Raw genomic sequence first — 14,889 nt, 5'->3', positions numbered from 1 at the left:
CTGGCTAAGTCGAACAGGTTTTCGTACGTACGTTCGCCTCCTGGGAGGGATTGTGAACAGGACTCGCGAATCAGCAGGCTTCGCCAGCCACACCGCCGGCGGACCGGTTCTCGCCGGCCGCGATGTCATCAGAGCAACGGACGTCACGCCACAGTCGACGCTCTCCCTCGAGGAGGCTCGAAGCATGGAGATGCTCAAGGTCGCAGTGAAATCGACCGGCACCGCCGACGTGCTCAAGGTCGCCGCCAAGTCGAATCCGACCGCCGTCGCGGGCGCCTTGGCCGGCGTGGTCCGAGAGCGGGGGACCGCGGAGCTGCAGGCGATCGGCGCGGCTGCCATCAACCAGGCGATCAAGGCGATCGCGATCGCGCGCGGCTACGTGGCGCCGAGCGGCCTCGACCTGGTGTGCGTGCCGGCGTTCGCGGACGTGCAGATTGACGGGCAGGACCGGACGGCGATCAAGCTCATCGTCTCACCCAGATAGAGGGCGGCGCCGCGCGCTGAAAGCCGGATCGAACGCGAACCGCGATGCATCTCGCGGACGCTCATCCCCGATACCCGTGGGGCGGCTAGGGCCCCGAACGGATCTCCACACCCACAGCACCGCGTCGGACGGGCTGCTCCCGCCTGCGCGCCTCGTCAGAGCCGCCCGGGAGCACGGCGTGGGGACGCTCGCCCTCACGGACCACGACACGACCGCCGGCCTCGAGGAGGCGATCGCGGAGGGACGGCGCGTCCACATCGAGGTCATTCCCGGCGTCGAGATCAACACGGACGTCGACGAGCACGAAGTCCACATGCTCGGCTACTATGTGGATTTCGCCCGCGCCGCCTTCCAGGCGTTCCTCGCACGGATGCGGGCGGGGCGCGTGGACCGCGCCCGCACGATGGTCGACAAACTGCGCGCGCTCGGGGTACCTGTGGCGTGGGAGCGGGTGCAGGCGATTGCGGCCGGCGCGTCGGTCGGGCGGCCGCACGTCGCGCGCGCGCTCGTGGAAGCGCGCCGGGTCGCCACGGTGCAGGAGGCGTTCGAGCGGTTCCTGGACCGCCGCGGCCCCGCGTACGTGCCGCGGATCAAGCTGTCGCCCGAGGAGGCGGTCGAAGCCGTGCTCGCCGCGGGCGGGGTGCCGGTGCTCGCGCATCCCGGGTGGGCCTCGAGCGGTCCCGTGATCGAGCGCGTGCCGACGCTCGTCGCGCACGGCCTCGCCGGCCTCGAAGTGTACTATCCGGACCATACCCCCGAGATGACGACGCGCTATCTCGAGGTGGCCCGCCGCCACGGCCTCGTCGCGACGGGCGGCACCGATTTCCACGGCGGAGGCCAGGCGACGCGCGTGCCGCTCGGCAGCGTCGCGGTGCCGCCGGAAGCGGTCGCGGCACTGCGCGCGCGGTGGCAGCAACTGGGCGTGCCGGCGCAGTAGAATGGACACGGCGGCCACCGCCGCCGGTTGCGGAGGGTATGGGCATGCGTTGTCCCCGATGCGGGGTCGAGAATCCGGAGGGCAAGATCGTCTGCCGGGCGTGCGGCGCGCGTCTGCGGCCCGCGGGTGCCGCGGCGGGCGCGCCCCGCGAAACCGAAGGCGAGCTGCGCGGGCGCGTCTCCTACGATCTCACGAGGATCGTGTGGGTGGCCGCCATCGTGATCGCGGTCGGCCTCGGGCTCGGCTTCCTCGTCAGGTAGCGGCGGTCCACGATGAATCACTCGTCGTTCCGGCGGCTGCCCTCGATTGAGCGGCTGCTGCAGAGCCTCGAAGCCTCCGGCGACCTCGGCCGGCATCCGCGCCGCCTCGTCGTCTCCTGCGCGCGCGAAGCCGTCGACCGGGCCCGGCGCCGGCTGGCCGCGTCACCCGGCGGGAGCGCGGCCACCGTAGAGAGCCTCGTGGTCGAGACCCGGGCACTGCTCGCCGAGCGCGCGGCTCCGTCGCTCACCCGCGCGATCAACGCCACCGGCATCGTCCTGCACACCAATCTGGGGCGGGCCCCGCTCGCCGAGGCGGCCCGGCGCGCGGCCGCGGAAGCCGCGGGGTACGCCGTCCTCGAGATTGACGCCTCCACGGGGGTGCGGGGCTCGCGGCAGGCGCACGTCGCCGGCCTGCTGCGTGAACTCACCGGCGCCGAGGAGGCGCTCGCCGTCAACAACAACGCCGCCGCCGTGCTGCTCGCGCTGACGTCGCTGGCCCGCGGCCGCGACGTCATCGTGTCGCGCGGCGAGCTGGTCGAGATCGGCGGCAGCTTCCGGATGCCCGATATCATGGCCGCCGGCGGCTGCCGGCTCGTCGAGGTCGGGACGACCAACAAGACGTATCTGCACGACTACGAGGCGGCGCTCACGCCGGAGTCGGCGCTGCTGGCCAAGGTGCACCGCAGCAACTTCGCCATGCGCGGGTTCGTGCACGATGTCGGCGCGGACGAACTGGTGTCGCTCGGCCGCCGCGCCGGCGTCCCCGTGCTGTTCGACATGGGGAGCGGCGCCCTCGTGGACCTCGGCGCCCGCGGGCTTCCCGCCGAACCGACGGTGACCGCCGCGGTTGCCGCGGGCGTCGACGTCGTGACCGCGAGCGGCGACAAGCTGCTCGGTGGACCGCAGGCCGGGCTCATCGTGGGCCGCCGAGAGGCGCTGGCGCGGATCCGTGCCCATCCGCTCGCGCGCGCGATGCGCATCGACAAGCTCGATCTCGCCGCGCTCGAAGCCACGCTGCGGCTGTATCGCGATCCCGACGGTGTGTGGAACGACGTGCCGGTGCTGCGCATGCTGGCGCGGGAGGCGCCCGCGCTCGAGGCCGCGGCGCGGGATCTCGCGGGGCGCGTCGCCGGCCGCCTGGCGGGCGCCGCGGACGTCGACGTCGTACAGACGGTCTCGGAGGCGGGCGGCGGGGCGCTGCCGGGCGCGGAACTCCGGTCGTGGGCGGTGGCGCTGCGTCCGGCGCACGATGGGCCCGAAGTGTGGGACCGACGGCTGCGCCGAAGCCGGCCGCCGGTATTCGCCCGGATCGCGGAGGACCGGCTGCTGCTGGACGTGCGGACGCTCGAAGCGGAGGACATCGAACCGCTGCTCTCCGCGCTGCAGGCGGCCGCGTCGCCGCCCGCCACTCCCTCCACCTGACGGTCGGATGAGCCGCGCCGGCCGGCAGGCGGCCGGCCATCATGAAATCACACCGCCGCGGGGCGCTCCCCGAGCCGGGGTCATCGGTACCGCGGGGCACATCGATCACGGCAAGAGCGCCCTCGTCCGCGCGCTCACCGGCATCGACCCCGACCGTCTGGAAGAAGAGAGGCGCCGCGGCATGACGATCGACCTCGGCTTCGCCCATCTCGACCTCCCGGGCGGCCGCCGCGTCGGCGTCGTGGACGTCCCGGGACACGAGCGTCTCGTGAAGAACATGCTCGCCGGCGCGGCCGGGCTCGACCTCGTCCTGCTCGTCGTCGCCGCCGACGAGGGCGTGATGCCCCAGACGCGGGAGCACCTCGACATCCTGCGCTTCCTGCACGTCAGGCGCGGCATCGTCGTGCTGAACAAGATGGACCTCGCGCCGGATCCGGAGTGGCTCGCGCTCGTCGAGGACGACCTGCGTGCGCTGGTCGCCGGGACGTTTCTCGAGGGCGCGCCGGTCCTCCGGGTCTCCGCGCGCACGGGCGCCGGCCTGGCGGATCTCGTCGCCGCGATCGGCCGCGCGCTCGGAGAGGCGCCGGCCCGCGACCTCGCCGCCCCGGCCCGCCTGCCCGTCGACCGCAGCTTCACGATGGAAGGCTTCGGCACCGTGGTCACCGGCACGCTGTGGAGCGGGCGCATCGACGCCGGCGATCTGCTGGAACTGTTGCCGGGCCGGCGGGAGGTCCGCGTGCGCGGGCTGCAGAGCCACGGCGCCGTGGTCGGCGAGGCCGCCGCGGGCCAGCGGGTCGCGCTGAACCTCGCCGGCGTCGGCAAGGACGACGTGCGGCGGGGCGACGTGCTCGCATCCCCGGGCACGATCGCGCCGGCGCGCGTGCTCGACGCGCGCATCCGGCTGCTCCGCGGCGCGCCGCCCCTCCGGGACCGCGGACGCGTGCGGGTGTACATTGCCGCGGACGAGGTCATCGGGCGGGTGCGGCTCGCGGACCGAGACCAACTCGAACCCGGCGAGTCGGCGGCCGCGCAGATCCTCTTGGAGCGGCCGGCCGTCGCGCTGCGGGGCGATCCGTTCGTCTTGCGCCGCTACTCGCCGATGACGACGATCGGCGGCGGGGAAGTGATCGCCGCGCCCGCGCCGCTGCGCCGCCGCGGGCCCGCCGCCGCCGCGGAGATCGCGGCGCTCGAAACCTCCGGGCTCGACGTGCGGCTGACGGGCGCGATCCGCGCGGCCGGGACGGCCGGGACGTCCGTGGACTCGCTTGCGCCGCTGCTCGGCGAGACCCGCGACCGCGTCGCCGTCGAGGCCGAGGCGGTCGCCGCCGCCGGACAGATCATCGCCGTTCGAGGGCGGCTGTTCGCCGCGTCCGTAGCCGCCGGTGTGCGGGAGGCGGTGCTCCGGGCGCTGGCCGCGGGCCACGCGGAGGCGCCGTGGCGTATCGGGCTGCCGCGGGACGAGCTCAAAGCACGGGCGTTTGCCGGCGGGGACGACCGCCTGTACGGGCACGTTTTCGACGCGCTGGCCGCGGCGGGTGACGTGGAACTCGCCGGGGGGTACGTGCGGGCGCGCGGGTTCGTCCCCCAGCGCGGCGCCGCGGACGGGGCCGCCGCGCGTGAGATCGAGCGGGCGTACCGCGACGGGCGCTATGCCCCGCCGGACCGCGCGGACGTGCTGGCCCGCGCCGCGGATCGCGGCGCCGCGGAGCGGATGTTCGCCGCGCTGCTGGATGAGGCCGTCCTCATCGACGCCGGCGGCGGGGTGGTGTTCCACCGCGACGTTCTCGCCGACGTGGAGGCGCGCGTTCGGGCGCATCTCGAACGGGAGGGAGAGATCACCGTCGCGTCGCTTCGCGACCTCCTCGGAAGCAGCCGGAAGTTCACCTTGGCGCTGTTGGAGTACTTCGACGCACGGCGTGTGACGCGCCGGGTCGGCGACAAGCGCGTGCTGATTCGGACGGCGCCGGCGTCGGACGCGAGCCCGGCGTAAAGAGAGGGTAGGGAGCGAGGGCTCTCTACCCGATACGCGCCGCGCGGCCGGGGTGCGGCCGCGCGGCGCGCTTTTCGCCAGCCTGTCTTCTCTCGCCTACAGACGGTCCCGAGTGACCGTCGTGCTGCTGCCGGCACTGCTGCGGGAAATCGCGACGATCGCCACGATGATGATCAGCACGATGATCAGTCCCACGATCACCGCCGCCGTCGTGCTCATGCCGAGGACGGATCCGCTCGGGGCCGGCGGTTGCGACGGCTGCGCCGGTTGGGCGGGCTGTGACGGCGGCGCGGGCTGCGCCGGTTGCGACGGATAGGACGGTTGCGCGGGCTGCGCCGGTTGCGACGGATAAGACGGTTGCGCGGGCTGTGCCGGTTGCGACGGATAAGACGGCGGGGCGGGCGGCGGCGCGGTCTGTGCCATCGCCGCCGTGCTCGCGAAGGTCAACAGAACGATTGCCGTCAGCAGAATCCTGCCGGCGGTGCGTGGGGACGCGAAAATCCCGTGAGCCATAGTGAGGATAGCCTCCTTTGGAAACCTGCTCCGCCCGGAGACCGGTCAGTAAATTGTTCCTCAAGGGAGCGGCGCCGTAACCACGGCGCCGCTCTCCGAACGGGCGCTCCGGCGGCGGGGCTACTCGAAAACCGGCGTCACCGTAGGCGGAACGATCTCGATCCACTGCGGGCCGCGGTCCATCGCGATCTCCGCGCCGCCGCGGTCGGTGAAGAAGAGCCGCGCGCCGCGGGAGGGCTTGTGCCAGGTCGCGGGCGTGACCACGCCGTCTTCGACCACCCAGGCCGGGCCGGAGCCGACGTCGTCGTAGGTCCACGTGTCTTCGTGGATATGCGTCCGTCCCTCGACGCGCGGGACGACCATGATCGAGACCGTGGCGGCGCGCAGCACCGTGCCGGTGCCGGCGTCGACGTCGGGCCTGCCCGCCAGCTCGCGCACGTAGTCGTTGGTGTCCCGGCGGTAGAGCCAGCGCACGCGGTAGAGCGGATCCGAGAAGTTGATCGTGACGGCCTGCGCGGCCGGGCGCTGAGACAGGGGCGCGTCGTCCTTCCAGGCCGGATGTGCAACCGCGGCCCATTCGCCCCAGCCGTGCTCGTCCGCCACGTCGCGAAGCGCCGCGGTCGAGGTGAACATCGTGTGCTCGTACGCGATGCCGGGGCGCGGAATGCGCCGGTACGCCCCCGGGAAGCGGAACTCGTCGAGGTTGGTCACGTGCAGTTCCGGGATCAGATCGAGGGCGTCCTCGTTCCCGCCGACGTGCGCGAGCGCCGCGCCGGTCTCCATGACATAGTTGAGAAACTGCGTGCGGATCGACCGGACCGGACCCACTCGGTCGACGTCCTGCGGGCCGAACAGCGCGAGGTACCGGGTGATGGGGCCTTCCGTCAGGGATTCGTAGACGCGCGCCGCGCGCGACAGGCCCCACTGCGGCCGGGCCTCCGGATGGTTCTCGACGATGATCGCGAGAGGCCGTTGCGGCGCCGCCCCCCGCGGCACGGGCCGTCCGTCGAGCGGGCTGTCGACAACTGTGGGGATCACGGTGGGGTACGGGTGAGGCGCTCGGGACGTTGGGCGCACCGCGCAGGCGCTGAGGCCGAGGACGGCCGCGAGTGTCAGCGCTGCGAGAATCGACGTGAATCGCGGACGCGCTTTCGCCGAGGGGGGGGTCACGTGATGACTCACACTTCGTTGTTTCCCGAATGCGCGGCCGGTTTCTTGCCCGTACGGGGCCTGCGCCGCCATAGCCGCCGCCCGAGAATAGCACGGAGGAGAGGGGGGTACAAGACGCCGGATCGAAGCGTTACCGATCGTGGAGGGGCATGGATCCTGGTGGGTCTCCTGGTCTTCAAAATCAGCGGCGGGCCCTTCGGGTTCGCGGTGGGTTCGATTCCCACACCCCTCCGCCAAGTAACGTGGCGTGTGATATAGAGGGGTCCGAAATCTCCGGACCCCTCTAAGGCGCGACCGCCTACCTCTGACCGTCTCGGGTCGCTTCGATACTGGCCAGATATTCTTGGTTTCGGCGCCGGACCGCCTGAGCGTCGGGCGCCGCCGTCAACCCTTCGACGCGCGCAATCCCGGCGTCGACTTCCGTGTACGTCACGTCCACGCGGTCGCCTTGACGCCGCTTGGGTGTCGTGGGGAGCATGCGCAGACGAAATTCTTTGCCGGGAACCTCCTCGAGATGAAAGACCATAAACGTCGAGCCGTTTTCCGCTGTGATCTTCGGGTCGTCGGCGATGCGCGCGACGACCTGCACGGGCCGGCGGCCCGCGCCTACGCGCAGTCTGTCAAACCATCCCATGGTGTTCCTCCCGAGGCCGCGGGCGTTCATTCGCCCGTCGAGCCGGTGCGGTTGAGCGTTAGGGCCGGATCGGGTCCTCGGGTGGCGGGAGTGAGATCCGCGTAATGTGAGACGGAGTGGGGCGCTCACAGGGCGCGCCGGCGGGGCCGTCCTGGGGCCGCCGCCACGGCGGTGTGCCCGACGGCGATTCGGCGGCGAGGGCGGCCGCGTCCGCCGCGGGGAAGTCGGGGCCGGGGAAATCGTCGGGTACCCACGTGAGCCAGTCCAACGTCCTCGCGCGCGACGGCGCGTGCGGGCCGGAGGCTCTCGCGCTGGACGCCGCGGCCAGGAGCACCGCGCATACGAGGGCCACGGCAATGATACCTGCCATCGCCGCGCGGACGGGAGGCCCGAGACGCTCGATGCGGTTCATGGTGGCCTTACCAGTGTATACGCAACCGCCGCCGGCGGCGTTCTCAGAGGGAGTGGCGTCTCGCGGACCAAAGGAATCCGTATGACCGCCGCTCCGCTCACCGGTCTGCGCGTCGTCGACGCATCGCGCATCCTTGCCGGACCATTTTGTGGCATGCTGCTCGGGGACCTCGGCGCGGATGTCGTCAAGGTGGAGCGCCCCGGCGGCGGCGATGAGACGCGCGCGTGGGGCCCGCCGTTCCTCGAACAGCCCGCCGGCACGGGCCGCGATGCGACGTATTACCTGTCCATCAACCGCAACAAGCGCAGCCTGACCTTGAATCTGAGCGCCGAGGCCGGCCGCGCGGTCCTCGAGCGGCTCGTGCGCGGCGCCGATGTCTTCTTGGAAAACTTCCGGCCGGGCACCCAGGCCGCGCTCGGCGCCGACTGGGAGACGCTGTCGCGGGTCAATCCGCGTCTGATCTACTGTTCGATCTCGGGATTCGGGCCGGTCGGGCCGGACGCGAATAAACTCGGCTACGACCTGCTGATGCAAGGCGCGACCGGGCTGATGTCCACGACCGGCGAGGCCGGAGGCGCCCCGGTGCGCGTCGGCGTCGCGGTGATCGACCTCGCGACCGGCTCCTCGGCGCTGGGCGCGATTCTCGCGGCCCTCTATGCGCGCGAGCGGACGGGGCTGGGGCAGCGGATCGACTGCTCGCTGCTCGGCACGGGCGTCGCCTGGATGACGTACGCGGCGCAGAGCTACTTTGCGACCGGCCGGCAGCCGCAGCCGTCGGGGTCGGGGCACCCCAACCTGGTGCCGTACCAGGCGTTTCGGGGATCCGACGGACGCTGGTTTCTCGTCGCCGTCGGAACGGACGAGCAGTGGCGGCGATTCTGCCGCGCGCTGGGACTCCCGCACGGCGCCGACGCGCGGCTCGCGACGAACGCCGGCCGCGTGGAACACCGCGGCGAGCTCGTCGCGGATCTCGCGCGCCGGTTTGGGGCGGGGCCGGCGGCGTCGTGGATCGAGCGTCTTGAGCCCGCCGGCGTGCCCGCGGGTCCGGTGCGCGGCCTCGCGGAGGTTTTCGAGGACCCCCAGGTCCAGGCACTGGACCTCGACGCGGCGCTCCAGCACCCGGCGTACGGGGTGCTGCGCACGGTGGGCACAGCGTTCCGGTTCTCGGAGACGCCGGCGGCGCTGCGCCTTGCGCCGCCGCTGCTCGGCCAGCACACGGACGAAGTGCTGGCTGAGCTCGGGTACGGCGCGGAGGAGATCGCGCGGCTTCGTACCGCGGGCGCGGTCTAGTTTAGAACCCCATCGTCGTGACCTTCGACGGCGTGATCCGGATCGTCACGCGCTTCTCCGGCGCGTCACCGTCCGGATAGGCGTACGGGCTGCCGACGTAGCGTTGCGAGAGACGGTCGATGTCCCGCGCGCCGCTCTTTTCGTCGAACGCCGTGACCACGCCCTTGATCTGCACGTACTGATAGGGATTTTCCCGGTCGACGATCGCGAGCGCGACTTCCGGGTGTTTGTGCATGTTGCGCAACTTGACGCGTCCTTGGGACGAGTTGAGGATGACCTGTCCGCCTTCGTACAGGAACCACATCGGCGTGGCCTGGAGGTCGCCGATTCCGCGCGTGGCGAGCACGGCGAAGTTCGGCTTCTCGAGAAACTTGCGAACGGGTTCGGAAATCGGCGCTGCCACCTGACATCACCTCTCGTCGCGTCAAGACGGGTCACCCGCGGGGGTTCCTTCGAGTGTCTTTAATGCGGGCGCCGCGGAACCCTCGGCTCCGAACGCGCCACGCAGTTCATGACTTTGTGACGAGTGGCGTGTAGTTTTTATCGTAGTCGCACCTTCCGCGCTCATCCCGCGGCCGCCCGAAGTTGACCGCGACCTAACGCACACGGCAGGGTATTGACACGAACGTCAGGGCCTCCCTACAATGGCGCAGCATGGGAAACTTCTATCAAATCGGGGAAGTCTGTCATGTCACCGGTTTGACTCCTCGGACCCTCCACTATTACGACGAGATCGGCCTGCTCGTCCCCAGCGAACGGCTGGCGGGCGGGCAGCGGCTATACACCGCGGGCGATCTCGAGCGCATCGAGGAGATCAAAGAACTCAAGCGGCTGCTCGGTCTTTCGCTGAGCGAGATCAAAAGGCTGTTGGACGCCGATGACGCGCGCAAGCGTCACCTCGCCGCGGCGAGTCGGGCACCCGACGAGCCGGCCCGGCGCGCCGCGCTCGAACAGGCGCTCTCGGTGGCTGAGGCGCAGGCCTGCTCCGTTCAGGAAAAGATCGACCAGCTGACCGAGTTCGGACGAAAGTTGGGCCGGCACGTGCGTGATCTGCGGCGCCTCCTCAAGAACGGGAGCGGAACCGCGGTCAGGCTGAAGGCCGCGTCCGCGGCCGGCGACGCCCGCGCATACCGCGGGCTGGTCCCCGAAGGGGGACGCTCCGCGGTGAACAGGGCGGGAGGCGAGCGGTGAAGCGAACGGTCTGGATCTGGGTGGTCGTCGCGGCGATCGTGCTCGCGGCCGGCCTCGTGGTCAGCCGCGGGGCGACACTCAAGCCAACCCCCCCGGCCGCACAGAGCGGCGGAAGCCGGCGGCAGGCGCCGCTCGTCGTGACCGGTCACGCACAGCGCCGGTCCCTCGCGCGGACGCTGCAGCTGACGGCGAGCATCACGTCCCTTACGCAGTCGGTGATTTTCCCGAAAACGTCCGGGTATCTACTGGCCGTGACGGTGCGGCCCGGCGACCCGGTAAGGCAGGGCCAGGTGCTGGCGTTGATCGACCACGCGCAGCTCGACGCCCAGGTCGCACAGGCCCAGGCCTCGCTGACCGCCGCCGAAACCGCGGTACAGACGTCGCAGGCGCAGCTGGCGGCGGCGCGGGCGCAGCGGGTCAACGCCGAGGCCGGCGTCGCGAGCGCGAACGCGGCGGTGGTCAAGGCGGAGGCGTCGCTCGCGAACATGCAGGCGACCTACAACCGCACCGACGCGCTGGCCAAACAGGGCGCGATCGCCCAGCAGAACCTCGACGACGCCAAGGCGCAGGTGGTGACGGCCCAGGCGACGCTCGACGCCTCGCGGGCGCAGGTGGGACAGGCTCGGGCGCAGGTCGACGCGGCGCGCCAGCAAGAGGCCGCCGCGGCGTCGCAGGTCAAGACGCAGCAGGCGCTCGCGAACAACGCCGCCGCGGCGCTCGAGAACGCGCGCGTGCAGCTGCAGTACGCCACGATCACGGCGCCGTTCTCCGGCGTGGTCGTCAGCCGGCAGCTCGATCCCGGCTCCTACGTGACCCCCGGCACGTCGACGTCCATTCTCACCATCGCGGACCTCGACCATCTCGACGTCGTGGTAAACGTCGGATCGCCGGACCTTCCGATGATTCGCAAGGGCGACGCGGTGAACATCCTGATCGACGCCTATCCGGGCCGGGTCTTTCCGGGCGCGATCAGCCGGATCGCCGGCGGCGTCGATCCGGTGACCCGAACGGTGCAGGTCGAGGTCGACATCGATAACCCGCAGCACCTGCTGCGCCCGGGGATGTACGCGACGGCGCAGCTGTCGGCCGGCTCGCGGCCGGCACTCGTCGTGCCGCTGTCGGCGGTGCAGTCCTCCGGTTCCCAGCACTGGGTCTGGCTCGTCGAGAGCGGCAAGTCCGTGCAGCAGTACGTCAACGTGGGACAAGCGACCGGAGAAGTCATCGAGATCATCGGCGGTTTGGAGACGACGGACACGCTGATCGTCCGCGGCGCCGATCTCGTCCGGCAGAACCAGCCGGTGCGCACCGCCGCGCCGTCCGCGGGGGCGCCCTGATGCCGGCGGACCGCCTTACGGCCGCCTCGCCGGCTGCCATGATATCGACGGCGGTGGCCGAGGAGAAGGGAGCGCGATGTTTCTAACCCGCGCGGCCACCAAGAATCCGATCGCGATCTTCATGGTCTGCATCGCGGTCGTGGTGCTGAGCACCATCGCCCTGCAGCGCCTCCCGCGCGACCTGTTCCCGAAGATCACCGTTCCCGTTATCTCCGTCTCCGCCCAGTACAGCGGGGCGAGCCCGGAGACGATGGAGCGGACCGTCACGTATCCGCTCGAACAGGCCATGACGCGCGTCGCCGGCGTCCAGCAGATGCTTTCGACGACGCGGACGGGCACGACCAACATCCAGGTGTGGTTTGACTGGGGCACGGATCTCAACAACGCCGAAGTCGAGGTCATTCAGAACGTTCAGCGCGTGATGCGCACCCTGCCGCCGGGCGTCACCCAGCCGTTCGTCGTGAAATTCGACATCTCCAACATCCCGGTCGCGCAGGTCGTGGTCGGCGGCGGCGGCCTCGACGCGCGCCAGCTGTACGACCTTGGCTACAACACGATCGAGCCGCAACTGGAGCGCCTCCCCGGCGTGTCGCAGGCGTTTGTGAACGGCGGGCTCGTCCGCCAGCTCAACGTCAACGTGGACCCCACCCGGCTGGTCGCGACCGGGATGACGCTGCAGAATGTCATCACCGGGATCTCGAAGTACAACGCCCTCATTCCGTCCGGCGACCTCCGGAATAACCGCATCGACTATCAGCTCAACGTTCCCAGCCTGGTGCAGAGCGTGCCGGCGATCCGGAACGTCGTCCTCGCGACACGCAACGGCGTTCCGATCCACGTCGGAGACGTCGCGCAGGTGCAGGACGCGGCGGCGGACCAGGCGCAGATCGTGCGGATCAACGGCAAGCCCGGCGTCACCATGTTCGTGCTGCGCGAACCGGACGCCAACACGATCCAGGTGGTCGACGAGCTGCGGAAGGCGCTGCCGCATCTGTCGGGCATCCCGCGGGGGGTGACGCTGCAGGTCGGCTTCGATCAGTCGCAGTACATCCGGGCGGCGATCGCAACGCTGGAGCGCGAGGCCCTCATCGGCGCCTTCCTGACCTTCCTCGTGGTGCTGGTCTTCCTGCGCAGCCTCTGGAGTCTCGTGATCATCGGCGTCGGCATTCCGCTGTCGGTCGCGACGGCGCTGCTGCTGTTGTACTTCACGGGGCAGGGGCTCAATATCTTCACGCTCGGCGGCCTCACCCTCGCGATGGGCCGGTTGGTCGACGACGCCATCGTCGTTCGGGAGAACATCACCCGGCATTTATCGAAACCCGGGACGCCGGTGCTGCAGGCGGTGCTGACGGCCACCCAGGAAGTGGGCCTTCCCGTGCTGGCGTCCACCGCGACGACGATCGCCGTGTTCTTCCCGGTGGTGTTCTTGAGCGGCATCTCGCAGCGGCTGTTCGTGCCGATGGCGCTGACGATCGTGTTTGCGCTGTCCGCCTCCTACGTCGTCTCGATGACGATGGACCCGATCCTCAGCATTAGGTTCCTCCGCGCGAACACGGCCGGTCCTCAGGGGCAGGGCGCCGCGGCGCGCTTCGTGCGGTGGAGCGAGGGGATCATGGACGGCCTGGACGAGCGGTATCAGCGGGCGCTCAGGTGGACGCTGGTCCACGCCGGTCCCGTTGTGGCCGGCATCGCGCTGGTCTTCCTGGTTTCCCTCGTGGCGGCCCGGGGCATCGGCAGCGAATTCTTCCCCGATACGGACGAGAGTCAGTTCTCGGTGGACGCGCAGGTGCCGCAGGGCACCGCGGTCCAGACGGCGTCCAACATCGTCGAGCAGATCGCCGACGTCGTCCGCCGGACGGTGCCGGCGAAAGATGTCCTGGCGATCTACACAAATACCGGCGCCAACCCCGGGGGGTTCGGTTCGAACGCCGGTCCGAACTACGGCAGCGTCGAGATCCGGCTCGTGCCGCCGACGCGGCGGCGCCACTCCTCGACGGAGTGGGCCAACGCGGTCCGCGCGGCGCTCAACGGCAAGTTCCCCGGCGTGCTGATGTTCCTCGACGTGGGCGGGCTCGAACACCGCATCGTCAACGTGGGGGCGAGGGCGCCGATCGACATCCAGCTCATCGGATACAATCAGCAGGCCGGCGCGCAGTTGGCGCAGCAGGTGGCCGCGATGGTCTCCGGTATCGAGGGGACCGCGGACGTCCAGATCACGCCGCGCGGACAGTACCCGAACTTCAACGTCAACATCGACCAGGAGAAGGCCGCGCAGCTCGGGCTCTCCTCGGCGGACATCGCCAGCGCCGTCAACACCGCGATGGCCGGCAACGTCGCCACGGCGAGCCAGTTCATCGATCCGGTCACCGGCAACGAGTACAACATCGTCGTGCGGCTGCAGGACGCCCACCGGTCGCATCCGGAGGACCTCGGCGGCGTCCCGCTCAACGTGCTCGCCGATCCCCCCGCGGGCGCGCCCACGCCGGCGGGCACGACGCAGCCGATGGTGCCGATCCTGCTGCGCGACGTCGCCCGGATCACCCTCGGCAGCCAGCCGCTGCAGATCAGCCGGAAGAACGAGCAGCGCGTCATCGACGTGACCGCCAACGTCATCAACCGGCCGCTCGGCGCGGTGTCCCAGGACGTCATTCGCGCGCTCGACCGCACCTCGTTCCCCGAAGGCTTTACCTACCACATGGCGGGCCAGACCGAGCAGCAGCAGGGCGCCTTCTCGAGCCTCGGCTTCGCGCTGCTGCTCGCGCTGATGCTCGTCTACATGATCATGGCGAGCCAGTTCATGTCGCTCGTGGATCCGTTCATCATCATGTTCGCCGTTCCGCTGGGGTTCATCGGCGTGATCTGGATGCTCTTGCTCACGCATACGACACTGTCCATCATCTCCTTCATGGGCGTCATCACGATGATCGGCGTCGTCGTAAGCAACGGCATCCTGCTCGTCGACTACGCCAACAAGATGCAGGAGCAGGGGATGCCGGCCCACGAGGCCGTGCTGCAGGCGGGCCGCATCCGGCTGCGTCCTATTCTGATGACGGCCATCGCGACGATCCTCGGCATGATTCCGATGGCCACCGGCCTCGGCGAGGGCAGCGAGACCAACATGCCGCTCGCGCGCGCGGTGATCGGCGGCCTGACGGTCAGCACCGGGCTCACGTTGCTGCTGATCCCGGTCCTGTACGTGTTCTTCGAGCGCCTGCTGCCGCGACGCCGGCGCACCGAAGCGTAGCACCGCGG

At 70.5% G+C, this 14,889-nt stretch carries 13 protein-coding genes and 1 tRNA gene; 10 read left to right on the top strand and 4 right to left on the bottom strand.

Features of this window, described 5'->3' with window-relative positions; translation table 11 throughout:
- Window positions 1-190: 190 nt before the first annotated feature.
- The 5 genes from VFL28_12630 (at window position 191) to selB (ending at window position 5,093) form a co-directional block, all read left to right on the top strand.
- Window positions 191-484: a stage V sporulation protein S gene (locus tag VFL28_12630; GenBank protein ID HET7265508.1), complete on the top strand. Its 294-nt coding sequence runs from the start codon at window positions 191-193 to the stop codon at window positions 482-484.
- Window positions 485-560: 76 nt separating this feature from the next.
- Window positions 561-1,421 carry a PHP domain-containing protein gene (locus tag VFL28_12625; protein ID HET7265507.1) on the top strand — a complete coding sequence of 287 codons (861 nt, stop codon included), beginning with the start codon at window positions 561-563 and terminating at the stop codon, window positions 1,419-1,421.
- Window positions 1,422-1,465: 44 nt separating this feature from the next.
- Window positions 1,466-1,681 (top strand): zinc ribbon domain-containing protein, encoded by a 216-nt coding sequence (locus VFL28_12620; GenBank protein HET7265506.1) that lies wholly within the window; start codon window positions 1,466-1,468, stop codon window positions 1,679-1,681.
- A 12-nt stretch (window positions 1,682-1,693) separates the two neighbouring features.
- Window positions 1,694-3,103, top strand: coding sequence for an L-seryl-tRNA(Sec) selenium transferase (selA, locus tag VFL28_12615; GenBank protein HET7265505.1), 1,410 nt, complete (start codon window positions 1,694-1,696; stop codon window positions 3,101-3,103).
- A gap of 7 nt (window positions 3,104-3,110) precedes the next feature.
- The gene (selB, locus tag VFL28_12610; protein ID HET7265504.1) at window positions 3,111-5,093 is read left to right on the top strand and encodes a selenocysteine-specific translation elongation factor; all 1,983 of its coding nucleotides are present in this window, start codon (window positions 3,111-3,113) and stop codon (window positions 5,091-5,093) included.
- A 96-nt stretch (window positions 5,094-5,189) separates the two neighbouring features.
- On the opposite strand, the gene VFL28_12605 is transcribed toward selB, so the two are convergent.
- On the bottom strand, window positions 5,190-5,312 hold the full coding sequence (locus VFL28_12605; protein ID HET7265503.1) for a hypothetical protein: 123 nt from the start codon (window positions 5,310-5,312) through the stop codon (window positions 5,190-5,192).
- Between the two features lie 414 nt (window positions 5,313-5,726).
- Entirely contained in the window at window positions 5,727-6,776 is a 1,050-nt protein-coding gene (locus VFL28_12600; GenBank protein ID HET7265502.1) for a DUF3048 domain-containing protein, read from the bottom strand.
- 141 nt (window positions 6,777-6,917) lie between these two features.
- Between VFL28_12600 and VFL28_12595 the strand changes: the two genes are divergently transcribed.
- Window positions 6,918-7,012 (top strand) — tRNA-Sec (locus VFL28_12595).
- A 62-nt stretch (window positions 7,013-7,074) separates the two neighbouring features.
- On the opposite strand, the gene VFL28_12590 is transcribed toward VFL28_12595, so the two are convergent.
- Complete coding sequence (locus VFL28_12590) at window positions 7,075-7,410, bottom strand: hypothetical protein (GenBank protein HET7265501.1); 336 nt, start codon at window positions 7,408-7,410, stop codon at window positions 7,075-7,077.
- 493 nt (window positions 7,411-7,903) lie between these two features.
- Here VFL28_12590 and VFL28_12585 point away from each other — a divergent pair, with 493 nt between their 5' ends.
- On the top strand, window positions 7,904-9,112 hold the full coding sequence (locus tag VFL28_12585) for a CoA transferase (protein HET7265500.1): 1,209 nt from the start codon (window positions 7,904-7,906) through the stop codon (window positions 9,110-9,112).
- Window position 9,113: 1 nt separating this feature from the next.
- Here the strand turns inward: VFL28_12585 and VFL28_12580 are convergent, their stop codons facing one another.
- Window positions 9,114-9,515, bottom strand: a complete 402-nt coding sequence (locus VFL28_12580; GenBank protein HET7265499.1) for a PPOX class F420-dependent oxidoreductase — start codon at window positions 9,513-9,515, stop codon at window positions 9,114-9,116.
- A gap of 251 nt (window positions 9,516-9,766) precedes the next feature.
- On the opposite strand from VFL28_12580, the gene VFL28_12575 reads away from it, so the two are divergent.
- From VFL28_12575 to VFL28_12565, 3 genes are all read left to right on the top strand, one after another.
- Entirely contained in the window at window positions 9,767-10,303 is a 537-nt protein-coding gene (locus VFL28_12575) for a MerR family transcriptional regulator (protein ID HET7265498.1), read from the top strand.
- On the top strand, window positions 10,300-11,637 hold the full coding sequence (locus VFL28_12570) for an efflux RND transporter periplasmic adaptor subunit (protein ID HET7265497.1): 1,338 nt from the start codon (window positions 10,300-10,302) through the stop codon (window positions 11,635-11,637). Before VFL28_12575 ends, VFL28_12570 begins: the two co-directional genes overlap by 4 nt.
- A 76-nt stretch (window positions 11,638-11,713) precedes the next feature.
- Window positions 11,714-14,881 carry an efflux RND transporter permease subunit gene (locus VFL28_12565; protein ID HET7265496.1) on the top strand — a complete coding sequence of 1,056 codons (3,168 nt, stop codon included), beginning with the start codon at window positions 11,714-11,716 and terminating at the stop codon, window positions 14,879-14,881.
- Window positions 14,882-14,889: the final 8 nt, after the last annotated feature.

The organism is bacterium, from assembly GCA_035691305.1.
GTDB lineage: Bacteria > Sysuimicrobiota > Sysuimicrobiia > Sysuimicrobiales > Segetimicrobiaceae > DASSJF01.
Note: the sequence above shows the minus strand (reverse complement) of the source record. Positions and strands in the feature narration are given on the sequence as shown.

Excerpts from the sequence above, each read along its gene's own strand:
- VFL28_12630 (HET7265508.1), top strand. The coding sequence starts at position 191 with ATGCTCAAGGTCGCAGTGAAATCGACCGGCACCGCCGACGTGCTCAAG.
- VFL28_12620 (HET7265506.1), top strand. The coding sequence starts at position 1,466 with ATGCGTTGTCCCCGATGCGGGGTCGAGAATCCGGAGGGCAAGATCGTC.
- selA (HET7265505.1), top strand. The coding sequence starts at position 1,694 with ATGAATCACTCGTCGTTCCGGCGGCTGCCCTCGATTGAGCGGCTGCTG.
- selB (HET7265504.1), top strand. The coding sequence starts at position 3,111 with ATGAGCCGCGCCGGCCGGCAGGCGGCCGGCCATCATGAAATCACACCG.
- VFL28_12605 (HET7265503.1), bottom strand. The coding sequence starts at position 5,312 with ATGAGCACGACGGCGGCGGTGATCGTGGGACTGATCATCGTGCTGATC.
- VFL28_12590 (HET7265501.1), bottom strand. The coding sequence starts at position 7,410 with ATGGGATGGTTTGACAGACTGCGCGTAGGCGCGGGCCGCCGGCCCGTG.
- VFL28_12585 (HET7265500.1), top strand. The coding sequence starts at position 7,904 with ATGACCGCCGCTCCGCTCACCGGTCTGCGCGTCGTCGACGCATCGCGC.
- VFL28_12575 (HET7265498.1), top strand. The coding sequence starts at position 9,767 with ATGGGAAACTTCTATCAAATCGGGGAAGTCTGTCATGTCACCGGTTTG.
- VFL28_12565 (HET7265496.1), top strand. The coding sequence starts at position 11,714 with ATGTTTCTAACCCGCGCGGCCACCAAGAATCCGATCGCGATCTTCATG.